This window comes from Pseudarthrobacter sp. H2, assembly GCF_050157045.1.
GTDB lineage: Bacteria > Actinomycetota > Actinomycetes > Actinomycetales > Micrococcaceae > Arthrobacter.
Genome location: NZ_CP189594.1, coordinates 855,426 through 877,368 on the forward strand (window position 1 = coordinate 855,426; position 21,943 = coordinate 877,368).

Genomic DNA, 21,943 nt, shown 5'->3' on the forward strand with positions numbered 1-21,943 from the left:
CGCCTGCCGCCGGCCGGGCTGGTCCTGCGGAGGGCCGCGATTCGCCGGTTCATACCCTGCCTCGGTAGTCTAGAGCAGCAGACACTGCACACCATTGGGCTGCCCCCATTCGAACCAGGAGATTTTGTGACCGCTGACCTCGTCATCGTAGGGTCGGGCTTTTTCGGCCTGACAATCGCAGAACAGGCCGCCACAGAGCTGGGCTTGAAGGTCGTCGTCATCGACCGCCGCCACCACATCGGCGGCAACGCCTACAGCGAAAAGGATGAGCAGACCGGCATCGAGGTCCACCGCTACGGTGCCCACCTCTTCCACACCTCCAACGAACGCGTGTGGGAGTACGTGAACCGGTTCACGACGTTCACCAACTACGTCCACAAGGTCTACGGCGTGCACAAGGGCGAGGTCTACTCCCTGCCGATCAACCTCGCGACGATCAACCAGTTCTTCAGGGCCAACCTCACCCCGGGACAGGCGCAGGAGCTGATCAAGGAACAGTCCGGCGAGCTTGCCGGCACCGACCCGCAGAACCTCAACGACAAGGGCATCCAGCTCATCGGACGGCCGCTCTACGAGGCGTTCATCAAGCACTACACCGGCAAGCAGTGGCAGACGGATCCCAAGGACCTGCCCGCCGGGATCATCTCCCGCCTTCCGGTCCGCTACAACTACGACAACCGGTACTTCAACGACAAGTACGAAGGCCTTCCGACGAACGGCTACACGGCCTGGATCGAGAGGATGGCGGACCACCCGAACATCGAAGTCAGGCTCAACACCGACTTCTTCGACGAGTCGCACGAGTACAGCAAGAACAAGGTGGTCGGAAAGATCCCGGTCATCTACACCGGCCCCGTCGACCGCTACTTTGACTACGTCGAGGGCGACCTCTCCTGGCGCACCATCGACTTCGAAGAAGAAGTCCTCGACGTCGAGGATTTCCAGGGAACGTCCGTCGTGAACTACAACGACGCCGATGTGCCCTACACCCGCATCATCGAGCCCCGCCACTTCCACCCGGAGCGCGACTACCAGACGGAGAAGACCGTCATCATGCGCGAGTTCTCACGCGCCGCGGAGAAGGGCGACGAGCCCTACTACCCGATCAACACCGCCGCGGACCGCGAACGCCTGCTCAAGTACCGTGACCTCGCGGCCGGCGAGCAGGACGTGCTCTTCGGCGGACGGCTGGGCACCTACAAGTACCTGGACATGCACATGGCCATCGGCTCGGCCCTGGCCATGTTCGACAACAGGATCCGCCCGCATTTCGAAAGCGGCGCCAAGATCGAAAGCGGAGGAGTGGACGCATGAGCGCTTCGAGCAAGAGCTACACAGTTACTGAACCGGAGGCGCTCAACGATGGCGGGCAGCGCTGGGACACCTTGCAGCGCGTCATTCTGCCGAGCCCGACGCAAATGGATACCGTGCCGCTCTACTTGGACATGGGCACGGCCACCGGCATTCAACTTCCGACAGCCGGTGACCGCGACGGCAAGCAGGCCAAGCCGCAGACCATCAGCAGTGCAACGAAGGAAGCCCACACCGAGGACTTTCTGTCCCGCCGGTCCACGTCCGTCAGGTCCGGGGAAAGAGTCTCCTTCGGAAGCTACTTCAATGCGTTCCCGGCGAGCTATTGGCGCCGTTGGACCACTGTTGGCCGTGTCCGGCTGCAGGTGCGTACCCAGGGGACCGGGTCCGTCATTGTATACAAGTCCAATGCGCGCGGATCACTTCAGCGGGTAGACACCCGCCGGGTGGAAGGCGTCCGGGAAAACTTCTTCGAGTTGTCCCTGGCCCCGTTCGGCGACGGCGGCTGGTACTGGTTCGACCTGGTGGCAGGCTCCGAACCCCTGGTCATGCTGGATGCGGAGTGGCAGGGTCCGGCCCAGGACGCCCAGCCCGGGTCCGTCACGCTGCAGATCACCACGCTGAACAAGACGGATTTCTGCCTCAATAACCTTCGCATCCTCGCCGAGAACCCCGAAGCGTTGGATCACGTCCAGGAAATCCTCCTCGTCGACCAGGGCACGCAGAAAGTCGCCGACGACGACGGTTTTCCCGAGGTCCGGGACTCCCTCAAGGGGAAGCTGCGGATTATCAACCAGTCCAACCTCGGCGGCTCCGGGGGTTTTGCCCGCGGAATGTTCGAGGCCGTCGAGAACGGCAGCGACTACGTCCTGCTGATGGATGACGACGTCGTCGTCGAACCTGAAAGCATTACCCGGCTGCTGACTTTTGCTGACCGCTGCAAGACGCCCACCATCGTGGGCGGACATATGTTCGACCTCTATAACCGGACCGTTCTGCATACCTTCGGCGAGGTGGTAAACCCTTACCGCTTCCAGCCTTCGCTTCCCAGCGACGACATGATCCTGGGACATGACTTCATGTCTTCCAACCTCCGCCAGACGTCGTGGCTCCACCGCAGGTGCGACGTGGATTACAACGGGTGGTGGATGTGCCTGATTCCGACGAAGGTCATCCGCGAAATCGGCCTGTCATTGCCGCTGTTCATCAAGTGGGATGATTCCGAGTACGGGCTCCGCGCCAAGAAGCACGGATTCAACACGGTCTCCCTGCCGGGATCGGCCGTGTGGCACGTTTCCTGGATCGACAAGGACGACCTGGTCGGCTGGCAGGCGTACTTCCATGCCCGCAACCGCGTGGTCGCGGCGCTGCTCCACAGCCCCTATGAATATGGCGGCCGCGTGGTCCGGGAGTCCCAGTACATGGACGTCAAGCACCTCGTCTCGATGCAGTATGCCACGGCGCACGGGCGGCAATGGGCGCTGGAGGACATCCTCAACGGCCCCAAGGCGCTGCCGGAGTTGCTGCCGTCAAAGCTGCCCGAAATCCGGCAGATGATGGCAAAGTATTCTGATTCCGTGTTCCGCCCGGACCAGGACGAATTCCCTGCGGCCAAGATGGACAAGCCGCCACGTCGCGGGCACGGAATCTCGCAGCCCTCCACGATCTCGCTGTTGCCGTGGGCGGCAAAGACCGTCCTCAGGCAGCTTGTCCGCCCCGTCAAGGCATCGAGCGTTGATCGGCCACAGGCGACAGTTGCCCACCAGGACAACCGTTGGTGGAGGATGGCGCAGTACGACAGCGCCGTAGTCTCGAATGCCGAGGGTACGGGTGCCTCGTGGTACAAGCGGGATCCGAAGCAGCTCAGGGAGATGCTCGCCGAGAGCAGCCGCCTGCATGCCCGCCTGCTGAAGGACTGGCGCCGCCTGAGCGAAGAGTACAAGGCCGCCCTGCCCGAGCTCACCTCGATAGAGTCTTGGAGGAAGACGTTCGAGCAGCACACCCAGAACGAGATCAAGTGAGCGACGTTGGCCTAACGGAACTCAGGACGCCCGGCCTGGGAGGCGGCCTCCGGGACATCCGGCAGTCCCGCTTTCTGCTGAAGCTGCTGGTACGCAAGGAACTCAAGGTGCGTTACCGGGGTTCGGTGCTTGGCTTGTTGTGGTCCTATGTGAAGCCGGGCGTCCAGTTCATTGTCTTCTACGTGGCTCTTGGCGTTTTCCTTGGCCTCGAACGGAGTCCCAGAAATCCTGACGGGCTGGCGAACTACGCGGTCTACCTGTTTTCGGGCATTGTGCTGATCAACTTTTTCTCGGAGGCTTTGGGCAACGCCGCGCGGTCCATCGTGAACAACGGCAACCTGATCAAAAAGATCTACCTTCCCCGCGAGTTGTTCCCCGTGGCTTCCGTCTGGGTCTCGGCGGTCCACTTTTTCCCCCAGCTTGTCGTCCTTGTAGCCGGGTGCCTTTTCGCCGGCTGGCATCCGGATCTGTTCCAGCTCGCGGCCGCCGTCGCCGGATTCCTCATCGTGGGTCTGCTGGCGACCGGGCTGGGGCTGTTGTTCGGCGCCGCCAACGTGTATTTCCGGGACTCCGAGAATTTCGTTGACATGCTGCTGATGGTGGCCACCTGGGCGTCGCCCGTAATGTATGCGTGGCCCATGGTTCAGGAGAAGCTCGGCACCGTGGCCTTCTCCGTTTACCAGGCAAATCCCGTCACGATCGGCGTCGAGCTGTTTCACTACGCCTTCTGGTTCCCGACGACGGACGGTTCCGCGGCCATGCCGCCGCACTTGTTTAGCCTCTGGGTGCCCGTGGGCCTGGTGGTCGCCCTGTTGGTCCTCGCTTTGGGCCAGCTGACATTTCGACGGCTTGAAGGCCGCTTCGCGCAGGAGTTGTGAGTGGCTAACGCAATAGAAGTCTCCGATATCAGCAAGCAGTTTGTGCTGCGCCATACGCGGTCCATCAAGGAAGCCATCGTCTGGCTTGCTAAAGGCCGCAAAGGCGACCTGTCACAGAAGTTTCATGCGCTAAAGAACGTCTCCGTGGAGATTGAAACGGGCGAAACCGTAGCACTCCTGGGCCTCAACGGCTCCGGTAAATCCACGCTGCTGAAACACATTTCGGGAGTGATGCTGCCGGATTCAGGCAGCGTCCGCACTCGCGGACGCGTGGCCGGCCTGATTGAAGTGGGAGCCGGTTTCCATCCTGACTTGTCCGGCCGTGACAATGTCTACCTCAATGGGGCAATCATGGGCATGACGGAACAACAGGTGAATGACCGCTTCGAGGACATCGTTGAGTTTTCCGAGATCGGCCAGTTCATTGACACCGAGGTGAAGTTCTATTCCTCGGGAATGTATCTGAGGTTGGCCTTCTCCGTGGCCGTCCATACGGATCCCGAGGTATTCCTCATTGACGAGATCCTGGCGGTCGGCGACGAGCCGTTCCAGCGCAAATGCATCGACAAGATCCAGGAGCTTGCAGCGAACGGCAAGACGCTCGTCGTCGTCAGCCACGACCTGGACCTCGTCGCACGCATTTGTTCGCGTGGCGTGCTGCTCGAGCATGGCAACGTGATGTTCGACGGACCTATCGAAGAGGCCGTGGCCCTGCTGCGGGCTTAGTGCCCGCAGCGACCAGATCCAGACCCCCGAGTCCAACAGAAAGAGAGCTGTGCGTCTATGGGGCCCACGATTCAGGCCCCCCAGGGGCGCCACGTCCGGGTCGGTCCGGTGGCGGGTAGGCGACGTTCCCTGCGGCCGGACATCCAGGGGCTGCGGACCGTCGCGGTGGGCCTGGTCATTATTTACCATATTTGGCCCACTGTCCTCCCGGGCGGATTCGTTGGGGTTGACGTTTTCTTCGTCATTTCCGGATTCCTCATCGTGGGATCGCTCGTTCGGGAGCTGGCCGAAAAAGGGACCATAAATCTTCTTTCCTTCTACGGAAAGCGGATGAGGCGTCTGCTTCCCGCGGCCAGCGTTGTGTTGGTCGCCACGTTGGTCGGGATGGTGGTTCTGCTCCCGCAGAGCCGGTGGCAATCCATCAGCATCGATATCATAATGTCGGGTCTGCAGGTCCAGAACTGGAACCAGGCTTTCAGCGCCCATAGCTACGAGGGAGCGACTGCCCTGGTCTCGCCGGTGCAGCACTATTGGTCCCTGGCCGTCGAAGAACAGTTCTACATCCTGATTCCGCTCCTTCTCATCGCCGGGGTGGCAGCCATCCGGAAGCGAGGGTTCGACGCCGCCACCGTTTCCCTGGTCCTCCTGACGGTTGTGTCGATTGCGTCGCTCATTCATAGCGTGACCTTTTCCGCGTCAGACCACGACGTGGCTTACTTTGCGACCAGCACGCGCATCTGGGAGCTTGGGGCCGGGGGGATCGGGGCGTTACTCCTGCCCAGGTTCCCGCTGGGGGCGGCGGTACGGCATCTCGCGGGGTGGGCCGGGCTCGCCGGCGTTTTCTATTCGGCGCTGAGCTTCTCGACGGCCTTGTCGTTTCCCGGTTATCTGGCGCTGTTGCCGGTTCTGGCCACGGTGATGATCCTCGCCTCGGCTTCTTCGCCTTCGGCCGCCTCCAACGACCGATTTTCGGCCGCAGCCCTCCTCAGTGTCCGGCCAGCCACCTTTATCGGCGACATTTCGTACTCCCTCTATCTCTGGCACTGGCCAGTCGTCGTTTTCTACGTCTTCCACCTGGGCCGGCCGCCGAGCCTCATCCAGGGGGCTGTCATCGCAGGGCTCAGCCTGGTGCTGGCGACGGCTTCCTACTATTTCGTGGAGCAGAAGTTCAGACACGGGAGCCAGCCGTCCCTGAAGACTGCCGTTTTGATGCCCGGACAACCGCGCTTCCGGGGCGTGTTCGTGATGGCACTGGGCCTGTTGGTGGCGACTTCCGCATCAGCCTTGGTTCCGTGGGGGATCGTCGAAGCGAAGTCCCAGGAACTGAACGGCTTGCTGAACATGCGGGAGTATCCCGGGGCGATGGCATTCGATCGGGACCACCCCGCTCCCGTGCCGCGGGACCACCCCTTTCAGCCCGATCCGGCTGTGGCACTTAAAGACGTCCCGCTGACAGGGAAAGACGAATGCGGTGTTTTTGATCCCGCTGCCATGGGTGACGATGAATGCGTGTACGGCGCTGCGGACGCCGCCAAGAGCATGGTCGTTGTCGGAGACTCCCATGCGGCGCAGTATGTCGACCCTCTCGTTCTCGCCGGCACTCCTTCCGGTTGGAAGGTGCGGGCGATGGTCCGCAACGGGTGTCCATTCAGTGCTGTGCCGCCCGGCGACGCTACGACGGTTTACCACAATTGCTCGGCGCAGAACCAGGTTTCGTTGCAGAGGATCATCGCCCTACGGCCAGGCCTGGTCGTCATCTCGGGCATGACCCCGGATGGCTACAGGCAGGCGCTCAAGTGGGGCTGGGACACACCCGATGCCCTGGTAGGAGGGTACGTCGAGCTCTTGAAGCCACTGAGGCAAGCGGGCTTACGTGTGGCGGTGGTGTTGGACAACCCCTACCCCAGCTTCTCGGCGCCGGATTGTGTCCACATCAACGGCGCTGATTCAACGCAATGCCAGATCGGGCAACCGGCGGCAGGCAAAGCTGCTGATCCGCTCAAGCTCGCCGCAGCGCAGGTGCCCGGTGTCGAAGTCATTGATCTTTCCTCGCATTTCTGCCGGCAAGGGTCCTGCCCGGCCGTCATCGGCAACGTCTTGGTTTATCGGGACAATCACATGACCAATACGTTCGCCAAGACGCTGGCGCCGGTGCTGGCAGGCAGGCTCGGGCTTTAGCTGGGCCGCCGGCGGAGCCCAGTCGAGTAAGATTCTTGAGGGCGGGCGGGACCCCACGATCTGTTCCTGTAGTTCGAAATCGCTTTTTGGAGGATTCTTTTGTCCTGGTGGTCTGTAATCCCGCTTGCCCTCGTGGCAATCGGCTTGTTTTTCATCCCGGGAGCGATAGTCGCCTGGACGAGTCGAGTCCGCGGGATGGCCCTCTTTGCGATGGCTCCGGCTATTACCGTTTCGATCGTGGCTGTTTCTGCCCTGCTCGCGCCGGTCGCCAATGTCAGGTGGTCGCTTCTGCCGGTCGCCGTCGTCACCATCCTGGTCGCGGCCGTCGCTTTCGCGGCGGGCACCTGGCTTCTGAAGAAGGATGCTGGCCGTGAACCCCGGCCCGTCAACTGGTGGGCCGGTGCCGGACATGCCGCCGCTGTCATTGCTGCCGCCGTCCTCATCAGCCGGCGGCTCATTGGGGCTTTTGGCAGGCCTGAGGCGTTCTCCCAAACGTTTGACAATGTCTTCCACCTCAACGCAGTCCGCTATATCCAGGACACGGGATCGGGGTCTTCGTTCACTGTCAGCTCCATGACCGGGGGAGGATTCTACCCGTCGGCCTGGCACGACGTCGTGGCCCTGCTGGCAGGCCTTACCGGTGCCAGCATCCCGGTGGCCGTCAACGTCACCAATCTCGTTGTGGGTTCCCTGGCGTGGCCCCTGGGATGCATGTTCCTGGCCCACAAGCTCCTCGGAAACCGGGTCGTCGTCAGTGTTGCGGCAGGCATCCTGGCTGCCGGCTTCGGTGCTTTCCCGATACTCCTGCTCGACTTTGGTGTTCTTTATCCGAATTTCCTGGGCAACGCGCTGTTGCCGACGGCGCTCGGGCTGGGCATTCAGGCACTCGGCCTGGCGCACCAGGAATCCAGATCCAGGTGGATTGACTGCCTCCTGCTGTTTGCGGTCCTCCCTGGAATCACGTTGGCGCACCCGAGCAGTACAATGGCGCTGCTCGCGTTGATGGTCCCGCCGCTCGTGTTGGTCTGGGCCAGGGCAACGGCAAAGATCGTCCGCGGAACCCGCCGTCGGTGGGCACGGCTGGGGGGCATGGTGGCGCTGCTGGCCTTGGGTGTGGCCGGTCTGGCCGTCGCCTGGAAAACGATCCGCCCGCCGGAGGTAGCCGCCTTTTGGCCACCGGTCGAAACGACCGGCCAGGCCATCGGAGAGGTCTTGACTGCCTCAGGCATCGGCCGTCCCGTCGCCTGGGCGATCATGGCTTTGTCGATCGCAGGCCTGGTCTCATTGCTTGTGCGTCGCACGCAGCTCTGGGCCGTCGGTATGTACCTCGTAATGGCCGGCCTCTTCGTCGCAGTAACCTCATTTCCGTTTGGGCCGGTCCGCACGTTCTTCACCGGTGTCTGGTACAACGACCCGCCCCGCTTGGCCTCGTTGCTTCCCGTGGTGATTCTGCCGCTCGCCGCCGTAGGCGCGGTTCGCTGCTGGGACACGTGGATCCTTCCCCTGGCGGCGAAATATCCCCTCGGGAAGAACGTCGTGCCCGCACGGTGGCCGGTGGGCCCGGCCGCCCTCACCGTGGGCGTCGTGGGCCTCTTGCTGGCCGGGCTGCTGGTCGGGGGCACGCAACAGGCCAATGTCCGCGAGGCAGCGATATCCGCCTCGGCCGGATATCGCATGACCAACGACTCTCCGCTGATCTCCTCGGACGAGATGGCCCTGATCAGCAGGCTCCCGCAGGAGGTTCCGGAAGGCGCGACCATGGCCGGAAACCCGTGGAATGGCAGCGCTCTTGCTTATGCTTTTACCGGGCGGAAGCTCCTGCAGTTCCACCTCCTCAGCGCCTTGCCCGATGGGGCAGAGCAGGTGTTCACGCACCTCAACGCGGCCAACTCCGATCCGAGCGTCTGTCCGGCGGTGCGGCGGCTGAACGTGGACTATGTGCTCGACTTCGGCCATCGGGAAGTTCATGGCGGGGACAACGGATTCAAGGGTTTGGACAACCTCGAGGCATCGGGTGTCGCAACGCTGGTGGACTCCCAGGGCCAGGCAAAACTGTACAAACTGACGGCCTGCGGGCAGTGATGGCAGCAAAAGTGGAAGGACCATATTAATGACGATCGCGGTTACCGGGAGCAATGGCTTCCTTGGGTGGCACACCCGCGTCCTGGCCCATTCCCTGGGGGAAGAAACCGAGGCCATAGCCTTAGGCGGGAAGTTTGATCGCGCAGCGGCGATCGCAGCGCTCGAGCGTTCCACGACGCTGGTACACATTGCCGGCGTCAACCGCGGCGACGAGGAAGCCGTCAGGAACGGCAACGCGGAGTTCGCCCGGCAACTCGCCCTGGCGCTGGACGCGGCGGCGGTGAAGCCTTCGACTATCGTGTTCGCGAATTCGATCCAGGCCGGCAACGGCACGCCTTACGGTGCCGGAAAGCAGCAGGCCGGCGAGATTCTGCGGGCCGCCGCGGAGAAGGCAGGATCCCGCTTCATCGACGTCAAGCTGCCCAACCTTTTCGGCGAGCACGGGATGCCCTTCTACAACTCTGTCGTCGCCACGTTCTGCCACCTCGCAGCCAACGGGGAGCCGCTTCAGGTTCAGGACGACAAGGAACTCCTGCTGCTCCACGCACAGACCGCCGCGGAGGTACTCCTGGGACTCCACGAGCCGGAGGACGCGCAAAGACTGGCGACAACCAAGCTGGTGAGCGAGGTTGCGGCCTTGATCCAGGCGACCGCCGATACTTACTCCAGGGGAACGATTCCCGATATTGCCGGCTCTTTTGAGCGCGATATCTTCAACACCTACCGCTCCTTCCTGGTCGGCGACCGGCTCCCCATCGCGCTGGACCGGAAGGAAGACGCTCGAGGCGCCTTCTTTGAAGTGGTCCGCAGCGCCGGGGGAGAAGGACAGTCATCGTTTTCAACGACGGTGCCCGGTGTGACCCGGGGGCAGCATTACCATCGCCGTAAAATCGAGCGGTTCACCGTGCTGTCCGGAACCGCAGAAATTTCGATGCGGAAACTGTTCACCGATGAAATTGTGACGTACCGCGTCAGCGGCCAGGAACCGGTCGCCGTGGATATGCCGACCATGTGGTCGCACGAGATCACAAATACCGGAGCGGATAAGCTCTACACGATGTTCTGGATCAACGAAATCTTTGATCCAGCCTCTCCCGACACTTTCCCGGAGGAAGTATGACCGACGCTGGCCGCAGGCTAAAAGTTTTGACAATTGTTGGCACCAGGCCCGAAATCATTCGGCTGGCTGCCACAATCCGCCGTCTGGACAGAAGCACCGAGCATGTTCTGGTGCACACCGGCCAAAACTACGACTACGAATTGAACGAAGTCTTCTTCGAGGACCTCGGACTCCGGAAGCCTGACCACTTCCTGGCGGCGGACACGTCGTCGTTGGGAACCGTCCTCGGATCGATCCTGGCGAAGACGGAGCAGGTACTCCTTCAGGAGAAGCCCGACGCCATGGTGGTCCTGGGCGATACCAACAGCTGCATCTCCGCGCTGATGGCCAAGCGGCTGAAAATCCCGGTCTACCACATGGAGGCCGGCAACCGGTGCTTCGATGAAAACGTCCCCGAGGAAACGAATCGCAAACTCGTGGACCATGTTGCCGACTACAACCTCGTGTACACCGAGCATGCCCGTCGCAATTTGCTGGCGGAAGGGCTGCACCCTTCCCGCATCCTCCTCACAGGCTCCCCGATGAAGGAGGTGCTGCTGGCGAATGCGGACGCCATCGCTGCCAGTGATGTCCTCGAACGCCAGGCCCTGAGCCCCGGGGGATACTTCATGGTCAGCGTGCACCGTGAAGAAAACGTCGACAGTCCCAGGCGTCTGGCCGAGATCCTCAAGGCCCTCCAGACCGTCAGCGAGCGGTACGAACTTCCCGTGCTTATCTCAACCCACCCGAGGACGCGGAAGCGCCTGGAGGATCAGCCCGAAGAGCTCAAGCAGGGACTGCGTTTTCACCCGCCGTTCGGCTTCAACGACTACGTCCGGTTGCAGCGGGAGGCCAGACTGGTCCTCTCCGACAGCGGCACGATCAGCGAGGAGTCCTCGCTGCTGGGGTTCCCCGCCGTGACCCTGCGGGACGCCATTGAACGGCCTGAGTCACTGGATACCGCCGCTATCATCACGACCGGAGTCAAGGCCGACGCGATCGTCGACGCCATCGCGATCGTTCTGGATCAGTTTGAGACGGACGGCCCGCCCGTAATTCCCGCGGACTACCAAATAAGCGATACCTCGCGTCGAGTCGTCAACTTCATTCGATCGACGGCCCACACCCACCACCAGCGGGCAGGAATCGCCGTCGATACCGACCGCTAGCCGGCGCTCAAGAGGCCACCTCCCGTGACCGGGAGGTGGCCTCTTTTTGTGTCCGGTGCTCTGCCCGCCAGGGTGCCCGTGGCGGCAGGCCTAGTACGTGATGATCCTCGAGGCGTACTGCGGACGCCAGGCCCGCAGCTCCGGAACCAGCTCGGGGTCAACGACGACGTCGAGGCCCGGCAGGGACCGGAGGATGTCCTCGATTGCTTCCGGCACGTGGGCGGGCCCGTCATACATCGGCCGGACCATCGGAATTGCGAGGTGGTTGGATTCTGTCCATTTGCCTTGGAGGGCCAGCGACCATTGGGCTGCCAGCTGTGGGTCGAAGCCGTCGTCGAAGCCCACATAGACGAAGGGCCGCGTGTTCTTAATGGCGGCCATGCCGACCAACTTCCGGATCAGCCGCGGCGCCGGTTTGGAGAGGAGTTCCGCCTGCCCCAGGACCCCCGTGGCCCCGGGCGCTGTCGGCTTCAAACCCTGTTCGCTGAGCCCCGTGAACGGCAGCCCGAAGAAGTGTGTGGCGCCGAGGGCCGTCAGCAAGGATGCGGCCACGAAGGTCTTCCGGCGTCCGTGCCGCGCCAGCAGCGGCGACCAAAGTTCTGCCGCGGCCACGACCGTGCAGAAGATGGCCAGGAGTTCGACGGCGAGGAAAGACTTGTGGAAATAGTAGCTGACCTTGGACGCCTGCGTCAGTTGAAAAACGGCCAGGGCAACGAGCAGAACGGCGGCAAACAAGGGCGTCGCCAGGACATGGAGGGAAGTGAGGGTTCCGCGGCGGATATCGGCCGGGCCGACCTTTCGGCGGGAATAGAATGCCAGGGCGACCAGCGCATTGGCGACGATGCACAGGACCGCCACCCCCGGGTCCGCCAGGGCTATCCCTCCGGTTGTGGTCAGCACCTCGCCGGCCGACAACTGCCGGAGTTGCCACAGCGCGCCGATGACGCCGGCCGCACCCACCGAGGCAAGCGCGGACTGGACAAGCAGGAGGGCCCCGCCAACTTCCCGTCGGTGCCACAGGAGAAACAAGCCATAGACCACAACGCTGGGAAGGCAAAGGACCAGCAACAGTATCCAGCCATGGGCTACGGCGGTCACCGTAAGGATGAGGGCAGCGGTCGAGACGGCAGGAGGGGTTATCCGTCGTTTCTCCACGATCACGATGCAGGCGATGCAGAGTGCCACCCCCAAAGCAAAATTGGGAAACGCTCCGAACACGGGAATGGCCCCCGGGCCGACGATCCAGGCGGTGGCGGCAATCGTCACAAAGGGCAGAGTGACCAGAAAATTTCGGCGGAACACCGGGAGGGAGGTGAGGCCGGCGACGACGAGGAGGGTTCCGAGGACGGTGACAACTCCGGCGAGCCTGAGGAAAAGCATGGATTCGCGGCCGACGTCGCCCGCTTCGGGGCCGGCGACGATCTCGGCCAGGGAAGCCAGCAGAGCGTGAAAGCCCTGCGGATAGGAGGCCGCAGTCCATGTGCTGCCGTCCGGCGCAGAAGGAAGCAACGCAATGATTGACCCGTGGTTGCGGATCATGTTGAACATGTTGAAGTGCGGGGCGAAGTCCCAGGAGTTCGTCAGTACGACAAGCGTCGATTCGAAGGTTCTTGTGAACAGGAAATTCTGTACAGCCCAGGCCGCGGGGACCACAGCTATGAGCGGGAGCGAGTCGACGGCACGGAACCGGGGCAGGAAGCGGCGGAACGGCAGCCTGCGGACGCCCGTATAGGTCAAGGAACCAACCAGGGCAGCGGCCCCGAGTGCGAGCACAGCTGTTCCACGGTCGAGGTGGGGGATGTCGGCGCTGAACCACCACATGAAGGGGGCGGTTCCGGCGAGTCCAACAACCGCGAAGAGTATCCGCTGGGACAGGTTCCGGGCAGTCGGTGTCAGTACCATCACCAGGCCCAAGGCCAGGAGGGAGTGCCACCCGGTGAGACCTCCGGCGGCCCTGGCCGCGACGACAGCAGCGAAGGCAGCAAAGGAGGCGAGCACCACGGCGATCCATAGCATGGCAGGGCTGACGGCTCCGGGATTCGACAGAACATCCGTGCCCTTCAGCGCCCGGGGACCGGCATTGTTTACTGCATCTAGCTTGAGGTGGGGCACGGTTTCCTTGGTGACTGTGGCCAGCAGGCGGTCATGACCACAAGGTCAGTCTTCGGCTGCTCCTGTGGTGGACTGCTCCCGCGGAAACCAGGCAGGCTTGTCGGGCGCCGCCGGACGCCGTTCAATGTTGCTGAAGTCGTGTTCAAGCCGTTCCACTGCGGTCCTCAGAATGGCGACCTCTTCAGCCAAGGTGCGGTTTTCATCCTCCACCACCGAGAGTTCCCACGACAGGTGGAGGCAAACCCCGAGCAGCAGAATAATGCAGAGGGCAAAGAGCAGGTTTGATGCCACCTGGACACCCAGGAATTTGCTGACGTCAGACAGCAGTCCGGGCCACCCTGCCAGGACGAGTGCGCTCACCCCGATGATCAGCCATAGTGCCGCGTATTTTTCCCGGAAGATCTTGCGCCGGACGAGTTCGAGCACAATCCCCACCACTACCAGAGCAAAAATGAATGCCGCCACAGTACTTCCCATCAGGCAGGCCCTTCCTGTACGACGATTCTGGACCGGCTTCGGGTGACGGCAAACAGCAAGGCGAACACAGACCGGAGGAGGTAAATAGCCGACTTGGCAGGATTGTGGCTGGGGGTCCCGCCCTGGCGGGCCCGCATGGCCACCGGTATTTGGGTCACTTTGCAGCCGGACTTAACCGCGACCACGAGGGAGTCGATGGTGTCCCCCAAATACTCCGCCGGATAGTGATCCAGGTACTGGGCGATGGCGCGCCTGTTGCCTGCCCGGAATCCCGAGGTCACGTCCGTCAGCTTCGTGTGCGCCAATCCGGAGATGACGGCTGCCAGGAACACCATGGCCCATCGCCGGGGGCCCGAAACTTTGTAGTCGCCCTTGGCTGCAAAACGCGCGCCGATGGAAATGTCTGCTGTTTCCAGCCCCTTGAGCACCGCCGCAATTTCACTGGGGTTGTGTTGGCCGTCCGCATCCACCTGGATGACGGCGTCGTAGTTGTAGCGGGCGGCGTACTTAAACCCGGCCCGCATGGCTCCGCCCACGCCCATATTGAAGGGCAGCCGGAGGACGGTGGCGCCGGCGGCTGCGGCGACCGACGCCGTGGCGTCCTTCGATCCGTCGTCGACCACCATGACGTCGTATCCCTCGTTCAGATTGAGGACTTCGGCAACCGTGGTTCCCACGGTTTCGCCTTCATTCCAAGCCGGCATGATTACGAGCACGCGGCGGGTTTCTGGGCTAAGCATGATTGCGATTCTACGCTGAAACGCGGACAGGCCGAATTTGGCCGGGCCCCGTTCCTTGCCCGGCCGCTGTCCCTCCGGGGTGCCGGGAAGCATGCCGCTGATATCATCTAACGGTTGCAGCCACGATCGCAGCCTCACCATCTTCCGACCAAGGAGACACGTTGTTCAAGGACAAGACACTTTTGATTACCGGAGGCACTGGCTCCTTTGGCAACACTGTTCTGAAGCACTTCCTGCACACAGACATCGGCGAGATCCGCATCTTCTCCCGCGATGAGAAGAAGCAGGATGACATGCGTAAGGCTTACAGCAACGACAAGCTCAAGTTCTACATCGGCGACGTCCGCAACATTGAGAGCGTCCGGGAAGCGGTGCGCGGTGTGGACTATATCTTCCATGCCGCAGCCCTCAAGCAGGTACCGTCCTGCGAATTCTTCCCCATGGAGGCAGTGCGGACGAACGTGCTCGGCACCGACAACGTCCTCACGGCCGCCATCGACGCGGGGGTGAAGAAGGTTGTCTGCCTGTCCACCGACAAGGCGGCCTATCCGATCAACGCGATGGGAACGTCCAAAGCCATGATGGAGAAAGTCGTCATCGCCAAGTCCCGCAACGTCGAAGCCAGCGAAACGCTGATCGCCTGCACCAGGTACGGCAACGTGATGGCTTCACGTGGCTCCGTCATCCCGTTGTTCGCGGACCAGATCCTTGCCGGCAAGCCGTTGACCGTGACGGATCCCCACATGACCCGCTTCCTGATGAACCTCGACGAAGCAGTCAAACTGGTCCTTTTTGCCTTCGAGCACGCAAACCAGGGTGACCTGTTTGTGCAGAAGGCGGACGCGTCGTCCGTAGGCGACCTCGCCACGGCGATGAAGATCCTGTTCAAATCTGACTCTGAAATCAACGTCATCGGTACGCGCCACGGAGAGAAGGCGCACGAGACCCTGCTGACACGGGAAGAGCGGGCGAAATCCGAGGACCTGGGAGACTACTTCCGTGTGCCTGCTGACACGAGGGACCTCAACTACGAGAAGTTCTTCGACGCCGGCGACGACGTGAGCGAAACGCTGGAGGAGTACACGTCCCACAACACGCAGCAGCTGACCGTGGATCAGATCATCGAAAAGATCAAGACCACTGACTATATCCAGGATCTGTTGCCTTCGATCAAGGCGGCTTCATAGCAGTGGGCCACACACCCAAGGTCCTGGTCGTGGGCCAGCACTTCTGGCCCGAGGGGTTTCGGATCAACGACATCTGCGACTACTTCGTAGCCGGCGGCGTGGACGTGGAGGTTCTTTGCGGCCTGCCGAACTACCCCAAAGGTGAGTTCTTCCCGGGTTATTCCCTGAGGGGCCCGTATAAGGAAGAGCACGACGGGGTGGTGATTTACCGCGCTCCAGAACTACCTCGCGGTGATAATTCGAGCCTGAGGATTTTCCTGAACTACGTCTCCTTCCCTTTCGCCAGTCTTTTCCACCTGCCTCGACTCATGTTCGGCAAGTACGATAAGATCTTCCTCTATCAACTGTCCCCGGTGATGATGTCGATCTCCGGAATAATCCTGTCCAGGTTGCGCGGGATTGAATCGACCATGTACGTGCTCGACCTGTGGCCCGAGAACCTGTTCTCGGTCCTGAATGTCCGGAACAAGTTTTTTCGCCGGATAGCCGAGAAGATTTCCCATTGGCACTATCGGCAACCTGACAAGATTGTTGTCCTCTCTGAACAGATGCGCGCCCGGATCAAGGACATTACGGGTCTCCCGGATGACAAGATCACCGTCGTGCCGCAGGCCTGCGAGAGTCTTTACGAGCAGGAGATCCATGATCCGGTGCTGGCTGAGCAGCTTGGCGACGGGTTCAAGGTCCTTTTTACCGGCAACATCAGTCCTGCACAGTCTTTTGAAACCATGATTGAAGCGGCGGAGATCCTCAGGTCCGAAGGACTGACGGACATCTCCTGGGTCATCGTGGGGGACGGCATGAGCCGCGGCGACGTCGAGAACGACGTCGGGCGACGCGGCCTGCGCGAGGTGTTCCGCTTCGAAGGACACCATCCCGTCGGTGACATCCCCAAGTACACGACCCTGGCGGACGTCCTGGTGGGCTGCCTGGTGAAAAGTGAACTGCTGGAGGCCACGGTTCCTGCCAAGGTGATGTCCTACATCGCGTCGGGGCGCCCCCTGGTACTCGCAATGGACGGCGAGGTCCGTACCCTGGTGGAAGACGACGCCAAGTGCGGCTTCGTCGGACCAGCAGCCGATGCCGTGGCCCTGGCAGACAACATCCGGGCCATGTACCGGATGTCCGCTGACCGGCGTCGGGAGTTTGGAGCGCGGGGCCAGGCCTACCACTTCGCCAATCTGGAGAGAAGCATCGTGCTGGAGCGCCTGAAAGAGTTCGTCCTGCACGGATAGTTCTACGACCGCCGGGGCCCTAGGTTGCAGGTCCGGACGGTACAGGCTTGGAGCCGGATGGCGCGGGCGGTCTCCGCAGGGCGAGCAGATGGACCAGGATGCCGACAGCCGGCCCGATGGTCAGGGACAGGATGCACCGGACCTCGAGGGACAGCGGGAGCAACAGGATGGCGATGGCAACTGCTGTCGCTGAGGCCCACCCGGAAGAAAACGCCCGGTGGTGGCCCGTGGACAGCGTCGCCGTCCCGGTGAGAGTCAGGACGGCCATGACCAGTGATGCCAGAGTCAACAGGGCAAGCGTCATGCCGCTCACGCCGTAGCCCGATCCAAACAGCAGCATCAAGCTCGGCCCAACCACGAACGCCAGGACCGCTCCCAGGCCTCCCACCGCCAGGAGGATGAGGATAGGCCGGTGGAGGGCCCGCCATCCCTCCGATCCCGCCCTCACGACGTGTGCGATTGCCACGCCCTGGAAAGCCTGCAAGGGCACCATGATGGGCGCCCGGGTCATGGAAATGGCCAGCAGGAGGGGGGCCGACTGTTCGAAAACAGCAGCGGGGGTGGTCAGTTTGAGCAGGAGCGGAAAGGCGACTATCAGGGCCGCGGACGAGATCGACGACACCACTGCATGGAAGATCTGGGCCAGCAGCTTCCTAAGTGGCACGTCAGCGCGGACCTGCAGCGACTGGCGGGCGACTCTTGAGAAGGCCAGCAGCAGGAGCCATGCACCCAAGGCGCAAAAGCACGCGATCTCCAAGCCCAGGAGCCCCAGCGACCACGCGGCTGCGGCGCCGATGCAAACGAGCCGAAGCAGGCCGTCCAGAATGAGGAACCGGCCATATACGGACCAGTGGCCACTTCCCTGAAGGGTGCCGGCCAAGGCACTGTGTCCTGCGTAGAGGATGGCAGTGAGGACGAGACCCAGCGAGATGATTTCCGAATGGTGGAAGAACTCGAAAGCCGTCAGGACAGGGGACAGGGCGGCTATCACCGCCGCGACTATGGCCCCGCCGATTAATCCGGCCGTGATCAGCCTGGGGTGGCGCTGCCCTTTGGTGATGCCTTTGAGGGCGACCACGGACGCCGCCCGGGTGGACTCTGTTTGGACGCCGCCCATCACTCCATAAACGAAGAACAGTGCAGCCCAGAACGACAAGAACTCGGAGTTCTCTTCCTTCGTCAACGCGTGGCTCGCGATAAACAGGATCAGTATGCCCGTACCGGCCGAAACAGCGGAACCAATGCCTACAGCTGAGGCGGGGCGGCCTCCCGTAGTTTGTTTGGGGCTCATCGAGATCTCTTTTGGTGCCGCCATACGCTTTGGGTGGTCTTCCGTTTCTACAGCCTGGTGGATTTCTAGAGTCAAGAGTACATTGCCCGCCCGCGCAAAAGCGCCCGGCCGGGATCCCCCCGCCGGGCGCCTTCGCGTGCAGTGCTACTAAGGGGCTCTTACCTCCCCAGGCGGTGCAGTGACCGCCACAGGCCTACGGTTTGGCGGCCGCCAGGGGTGTGAGCTTGACGCTGGCACCGAGCGTCGGAGACCAGGAGATGACACCGCCCTGGTAATCCTGTTTGCAGCCGCCGCCGGGCTGCCCGCAGGTCACGTCACCGGTGGGGTAGCGCAGGGGCCCGTCGACGAAGCCGGTGGCGGCCCAGGCTGTGCGGATGGGCCCGGTCGAAACGCGGGCTCCGGTGCCGGGGGACCAGATGATGGCGCCGCCCTTGTAGTCCTGGTAGCAGCCGGACTGCGGCAGGCCGCAGGTCAGGTCGCCCGTGGGGTAGCCGAGGGGGCCTGCGAGGAATCCGGTGGCGGCCCAGGCGGCGCGGGTCGGCCCGGTGGAGGCGTGGGCTCCGGTGCCGGGGGACCAGATGATGGCCCCGCCCTGGTAGTCCTGGTAGCAGCCGCCGGAGGGCTGGCCGCAGGTGAGGTCCCCGGTGGGGTAGCCGAGGGTGCCGGTGAGGGATCCGGCAGCGGCCCAGGCGGCGCGGATCGGGCCGGTGGAGGCGTGGGCTCCGGTACCCGCGGACCAGGAGATAACGCCACCCTGGTAGTCCTGCTTGCAGCCGCCTCCGGGCTGGCCGCAGGCGACCTCACCGGTGGGGTAGCCGAGGGGGCCGTCGAGGAAGCCGGTGGCTGCCCAGGCGCTGCGGATCGGTCCGGTCGAAACGCGGGTTCCCGTGCCGGGGGACCAGATGATCGCGCCGCCCTGGAAGTCCTGATAGCAGCCGCCCTGGGGCAGGCCGCAGGTGACCTCACCTGTGGCGTACCCCATCGGGCCGCCAAGGAACCCGGTATTGTCCCAGGCGGTGCGGATCGGGCCGCTCGAGGCGTGGGCCCCGGTGCCCGCGGACCACGAGATGACCCCGCCGTTGTACTTCTGGTAGCAGCCGCCTCCGGGCTGGCCGCAGGTCACGTCTCCGGCAGGGTATCCCAAAGGTCCGTCCACGAAGTTCAGAGCCGCCCAGCGGGCGCGGATGGGCCCGCTCGAAACGCGGGCTCCGGTGCCGGGGGAGGCGATGATGGCCCCGCCCTGGTAGTCCTGGTAGCAGCCGCCCTGCGGGAGGCCGCAGGTTACCTCGCCGGTGGGGTAACCCATCGCGCCGTCAAGGAATCCGGTGCCTGCCCAGGCCTGCCGGATCGGTCCGGTCGAGGCGTGGGCGCCCGTCGCGGGCGACCAGATGATCGCTCCGCCCTTGTAGTCCTGGTAGCAGCCGCCCTGCGGCAGCCCGCAGTTCACGTCTCCGGTGGGGTATCCCAGGGGTCCGTCCACGAAATTCAGAGCCGCCCACCGGGCGCGGATCGGCCCGGTCGAAACGCGGGCTCCCGTCGCGGGGGAGGAGATGATGGCCCCGCCCTGGTAGTCCTGGTAGCAGCCGCCCTGCGGCAGGCCACAGGTTGTCTCGCCGGTGGGGTATCCCAGCGGGCCGGCAAGAAATCCGGTGCCTGCCCAGGCCTGCCGGATGGGACCGGTCGAGGCGTGGGCGCCCGTCGCAGCGGACCATACAATGGCCCCGCCCTGGTAGTCCTGGTAGCAGCCGCCGCCAGGCTGGCCGCAGTTCACGCCGCTGGCTGGATATCCCAGGGGGCCGTCCACGAAGTTCAGGGCCGCCCACCTGCCCCGGATTGCACCCGATGTGGGTTGGGCTCCGGTCGCCGGGGACCAGATGATGGCCCCGCCCTGGTAGTCCTGGTAGCAGCCGCCCTGGGGCAGGCCGCAGATTTCGGCCGACGTCGGGTACCCCATGGGGCCGTCCACGAAGTTCAGGGACCCCCAACTTGCCCTGATGGCGCCGTACGTGGGCTGGGCCCCCGTGGCCGCAGACCAGATAACCGCCCCGCCCTGGTAGTCCTGGTAGCAGCCGCCGTTGCGCAGCCCGCAGATCACCTTCGAGGTCGCGGCACCAAGCACCCCTGCCGAGGAACCGACGGCCGCAATCGCCTGGCTCGCGGCAGCGTAATTCGATTCGATCGTCACGCCGGCGGCCGAGCTGGAAATCCAGTCGATGGAGACCCTTGTGCCGGCATGGGTGGTGAAGACCTGGCCGGCCTGCCAGGCGTGTTGCGGACTGTAGTAGCCGGCAAACGGTTTGGAGCTTGGCATGAGGATGACCGAGCTGGCTGCCGTACGGCCGCCGTTCTGAACGATATTCACCCCGCGGTTGCCGCCGACGGCGGTAGCCGTGTCGTAGCCGACCGGCAGTCTCAGCTCCAGGTAGTAGACCTCTCCGCTGATCGCATCCCTGAACTTGACGGCGCGGTTGGCGGCAGTTCCCGCCCACGCTGTCAGGGTAAAGCTTCGCCGGTCTCCCACCGTGCCGGCGTCGAAAATCTCGTCGCCGCGACCGAATCCGCCGAACTGCCACAGGCTGGAGCTGATGGTCGGCTGACTCGTCTGGGACGCGCCCATCAGATCCATGGTGTTGCCGTATTCGCGGATGCTGCAGCTGGAGTCGGCGAATGTGCCGTCAGCCCGGGTGGCCACGTCAGTTGCCCCGCTCGTGCACTGCAGGCTATCGGAGTGCATGAGGCCCAGGACGTGCCCGAATTCGTGGGTAATCACGCTGTTGGTCAGGCTGCCGGGAAGCGGCATCAGCACTCGGCCGCTGATGCCGTCCGTGCTGAAGCCGGCGCCATAAGCGCCCGATGAAAGCATCGGAGAAGCGACAAACACGACCAGGGCGGTGTAAGGATTGCTGACCCAGCCGAGCTCACGCGTGACGGTTTCCATGATCTGGGTGTAGGACTGCCAGGAAGCAGCCGAGGACTTGACGCCCGTGCGGGTGCTGGCCACGGAGATCGAGAGCCGGTTGTTTGACATGGTTTTCCAGTAGCCGCTCGCCACCCCGATGGCGGCGTTGGCGGCAGCCAGGGAAATCGAGTTGGTCTGGGCCTCGGATTTATCCGAGAGCTGCACGGTCACGAGGGAGACCTTGATATCTCCTGTGCGGGCGAGGGAAAACGCCTCTGTGGCGATGCCGGCGGCGGGGACGTCTCCCTTCCCCCGCGCGGGGGGAGGAGTTTCAAAAGTGTGGACGGATGTCGGAGTGCCGTCAGGGTGCTCCTCAGCGGGCGCGGGTGGGGCGGATTCGGCATTCGCCGGGGCAAGCGGCCCCGAAGTGACAACTGCCACCGAAAACAGCAACGCTGTGAGGAGTGCTGCCATTGTCCGTAAATGCTTCATTTTTTCCTTTGTAGAATGCTGCCCGATCACTTGGCCGCCCGTCGGG

Annotated in this window: 15 protein-coding genes; 10 read left to right on the forward strand and 5 right to left on the reverse strand. The window is 63.2% G+C overall.

Annotated elements, in window-relative coordinates:
* Nucleotides 1–126: 126 nt before the first annotated feature.
* From glf to wecB, 8 genes are all read left to right on the forward strand, one after another.
* Nucleotides 127–1,314, forward strand: coding sequence for a UDP-galactopyranose mutase (glf, locus tag ACQCSZ_RS04010; protein WP_427006798.1), 1,188 nt, complete (start codon nucleotides 127–129; stop codon nucleotides 1,312–1,314).
* The gene (locus ACQCSZ_RS04015) at nucleotides 1,311–3,332 is read left to right on the forward strand and encodes a glycosyltransferase (RefSeq protein ID WP_427006799.1); all 2,022 of its coding nucleotides are present in this window, start codon (nucleotides 1,311–1,313) and stop codon (nucleotides 3,330–3,332) included. Before glf ends, ACQCSZ_RS04015 begins: the two co-directional genes overlap by 4 nt.
* On the forward strand, nucleotides 3,329–4,210 hold the full coding sequence (locus ACQCSZ_RS04020) for an ABC transporter permease (RefSeq protein ID WP_427006800.1): 882 nt from the start codon (nucleotides 3,329–3,331) through the stop codon (nucleotides 4,208–4,210). Before ACQCSZ_RS04015 ends, ACQCSZ_RS04020 begins: the two co-directional genes overlap by 4 nt.
* On the forward strand, nucleotides 4,211–4,936 hold the full coding sequence (locus tag ACQCSZ_RS04025; protein WP_427006801.1) for an ABC transporter ATP-binding protein: 726 nt from the start codon (nucleotides 4,211–4,213) through the stop codon (nucleotides 4,934–4,936).
* Nucleotides 4,937–4,993: 57 nt separating this feature from the next.
* Nucleotides 4,994–7,114 carry an acyltransferase family protein gene (locus ACQCSZ_RS04030; protein WP_427006802.1) on the forward strand — a complete coding sequence of 707 codons (2,121 nt, stop codon included), beginning with the start codon at nucleotides 4,994–4,996 and terminating at the stop codon, nucleotides 7,112–7,114.
* A gap of 132 nt (nucleotides 7,115–7,246) precedes the next feature.
* Nucleotides 7,247–9,196 (forward strand): DUF6541 family protein, encoded by a 1,950-nt coding sequence (locus ACQCSZ_RS04035; protein ID WP_427008248.1) that lies wholly within the window; start codon nucleotides 7,247–7,249, stop codon nucleotides 9,194–9,196.
* 28 nt (nucleotides 9,197–9,224) lie between these two features.
* Entirely contained in the window at nucleotides 9,225–10,316 is a 1,092-nt protein-coding gene (locus ACQCSZ_RS04040; protein ID WP_427006803.1) for an NAD-dependent epimerase/dehydratase family protein, read from the forward strand.
* Nucleotides 10,313–11,464, forward strand: a complete 1,152-nt coding sequence (wecB, locus tag ACQCSZ_RS04045) for a non-hydrolyzing UDP-N-acetylglucosamine 2-epimerase (protein WP_427006804.1) — start codon at nucleotides 10,313–10,315, stop codon at nucleotides 11,462–11,464. Before ACQCSZ_RS04040 ends, wecB begins: the two co-directional genes overlap by 4 nt.
* A gap of 90 nt (nucleotides 11,465–11,554) precedes the next feature.
* Here the strand turns inward: wecB and ACQCSZ_RS04050 are convergent, their stop codons facing one another.
* The 3 genes from ACQCSZ_RS04050 to ACQCSZ_RS04060 are packed head-to-tail and all read right to left on the reverse strand — an operon-like array spanning nucleotide 11,555 to nucleotide 14,793.
* Entirely contained in the window at nucleotides 11,555–13,576 is a 2,022-nt protein-coding gene (locus ACQCSZ_RS04050; protein WP_427006805.1) for a hypothetical protein, read from the reverse strand.
* Between the two features lie 45 nt (nucleotides 13,577–13,621).
* Entirely contained in the window at nucleotides 13,622–14,053 is a 432-nt protein-coding gene (locus ACQCSZ_RS04055; RefSeq protein ID WP_427006806.1) for a DUF2304 domain-containing protein, read from the reverse strand.
* A complete protein-coding gene (locus tag ACQCSZ_RS04060; protein WP_427006807.1) occupies nucleotides 14,053–14,793 on the reverse strand; it encodes a glycosyltransferase family 2 protein in 741 nt (246 codons plus the stop codon). Before ACQCSZ_RS04060 ends, ACQCSZ_RS04055 begins: the two co-directional genes overlap by 1 nt.
* Nucleotides 14,794–14,954: 161 nt before the next feature.
* On the opposite strand from ACQCSZ_RS04060, the gene ACQCSZ_RS04065 reads away from it, so the two are divergent.
* Together ACQCSZ_RS04065 and ACQCSZ_RS04070 are read left to right on the forward strand one after the other, a co-directional pair.
* Nucleotides 14,955–15,980, forward strand: coding sequence for a polysaccharide biosynthesis protein (locus ACQCSZ_RS04065; RefSeq protein WP_427006808.1), 1,026 nt, complete (start codon nucleotides 14,955–14,957; stop codon nucleotides 15,978–15,980).
* A gap of 2 nt (nucleotides 15,981–15,982) precedes the next feature.
* Entirely contained in the window at nucleotides 15,983–17,215 is a 1,233-nt protein-coding gene (locus ACQCSZ_RS04070) for a glycosyltransferase family 4 protein (protein WP_427006809.1), read from the forward strand.
* Nucleotides 17,216–17,234: 19 nt separating this feature from the next.
* Here the strand turns inward: ACQCSZ_RS04070 and ACQCSZ_RS04075 are convergent, their stop codons facing one another.
* On the reverse strand, nucleotides 17,235–18,506 hold the full coding sequence (locus tag ACQCSZ_RS04075; RefSeq protein WP_427006810.1) for a hypothetical protein: 1,272 nt from the start codon (nucleotides 18,504–18,506) through the stop codon (nucleotides 17,235–17,237).
* A 193-nt stretch (nucleotides 18,507–18,699) separates the two neighbouring features.
* Entirely contained in the window at nucleotides 18,700–21,879 is a 3,180-nt protein-coding gene (locus ACQCSZ_RS04080; protein ID WP_427006811.1) for a hypothetical protein, read from the reverse strand.
* Between the last annotated feature and the right edge of the window lie 64 nt (nucleotides 21,880–21,943).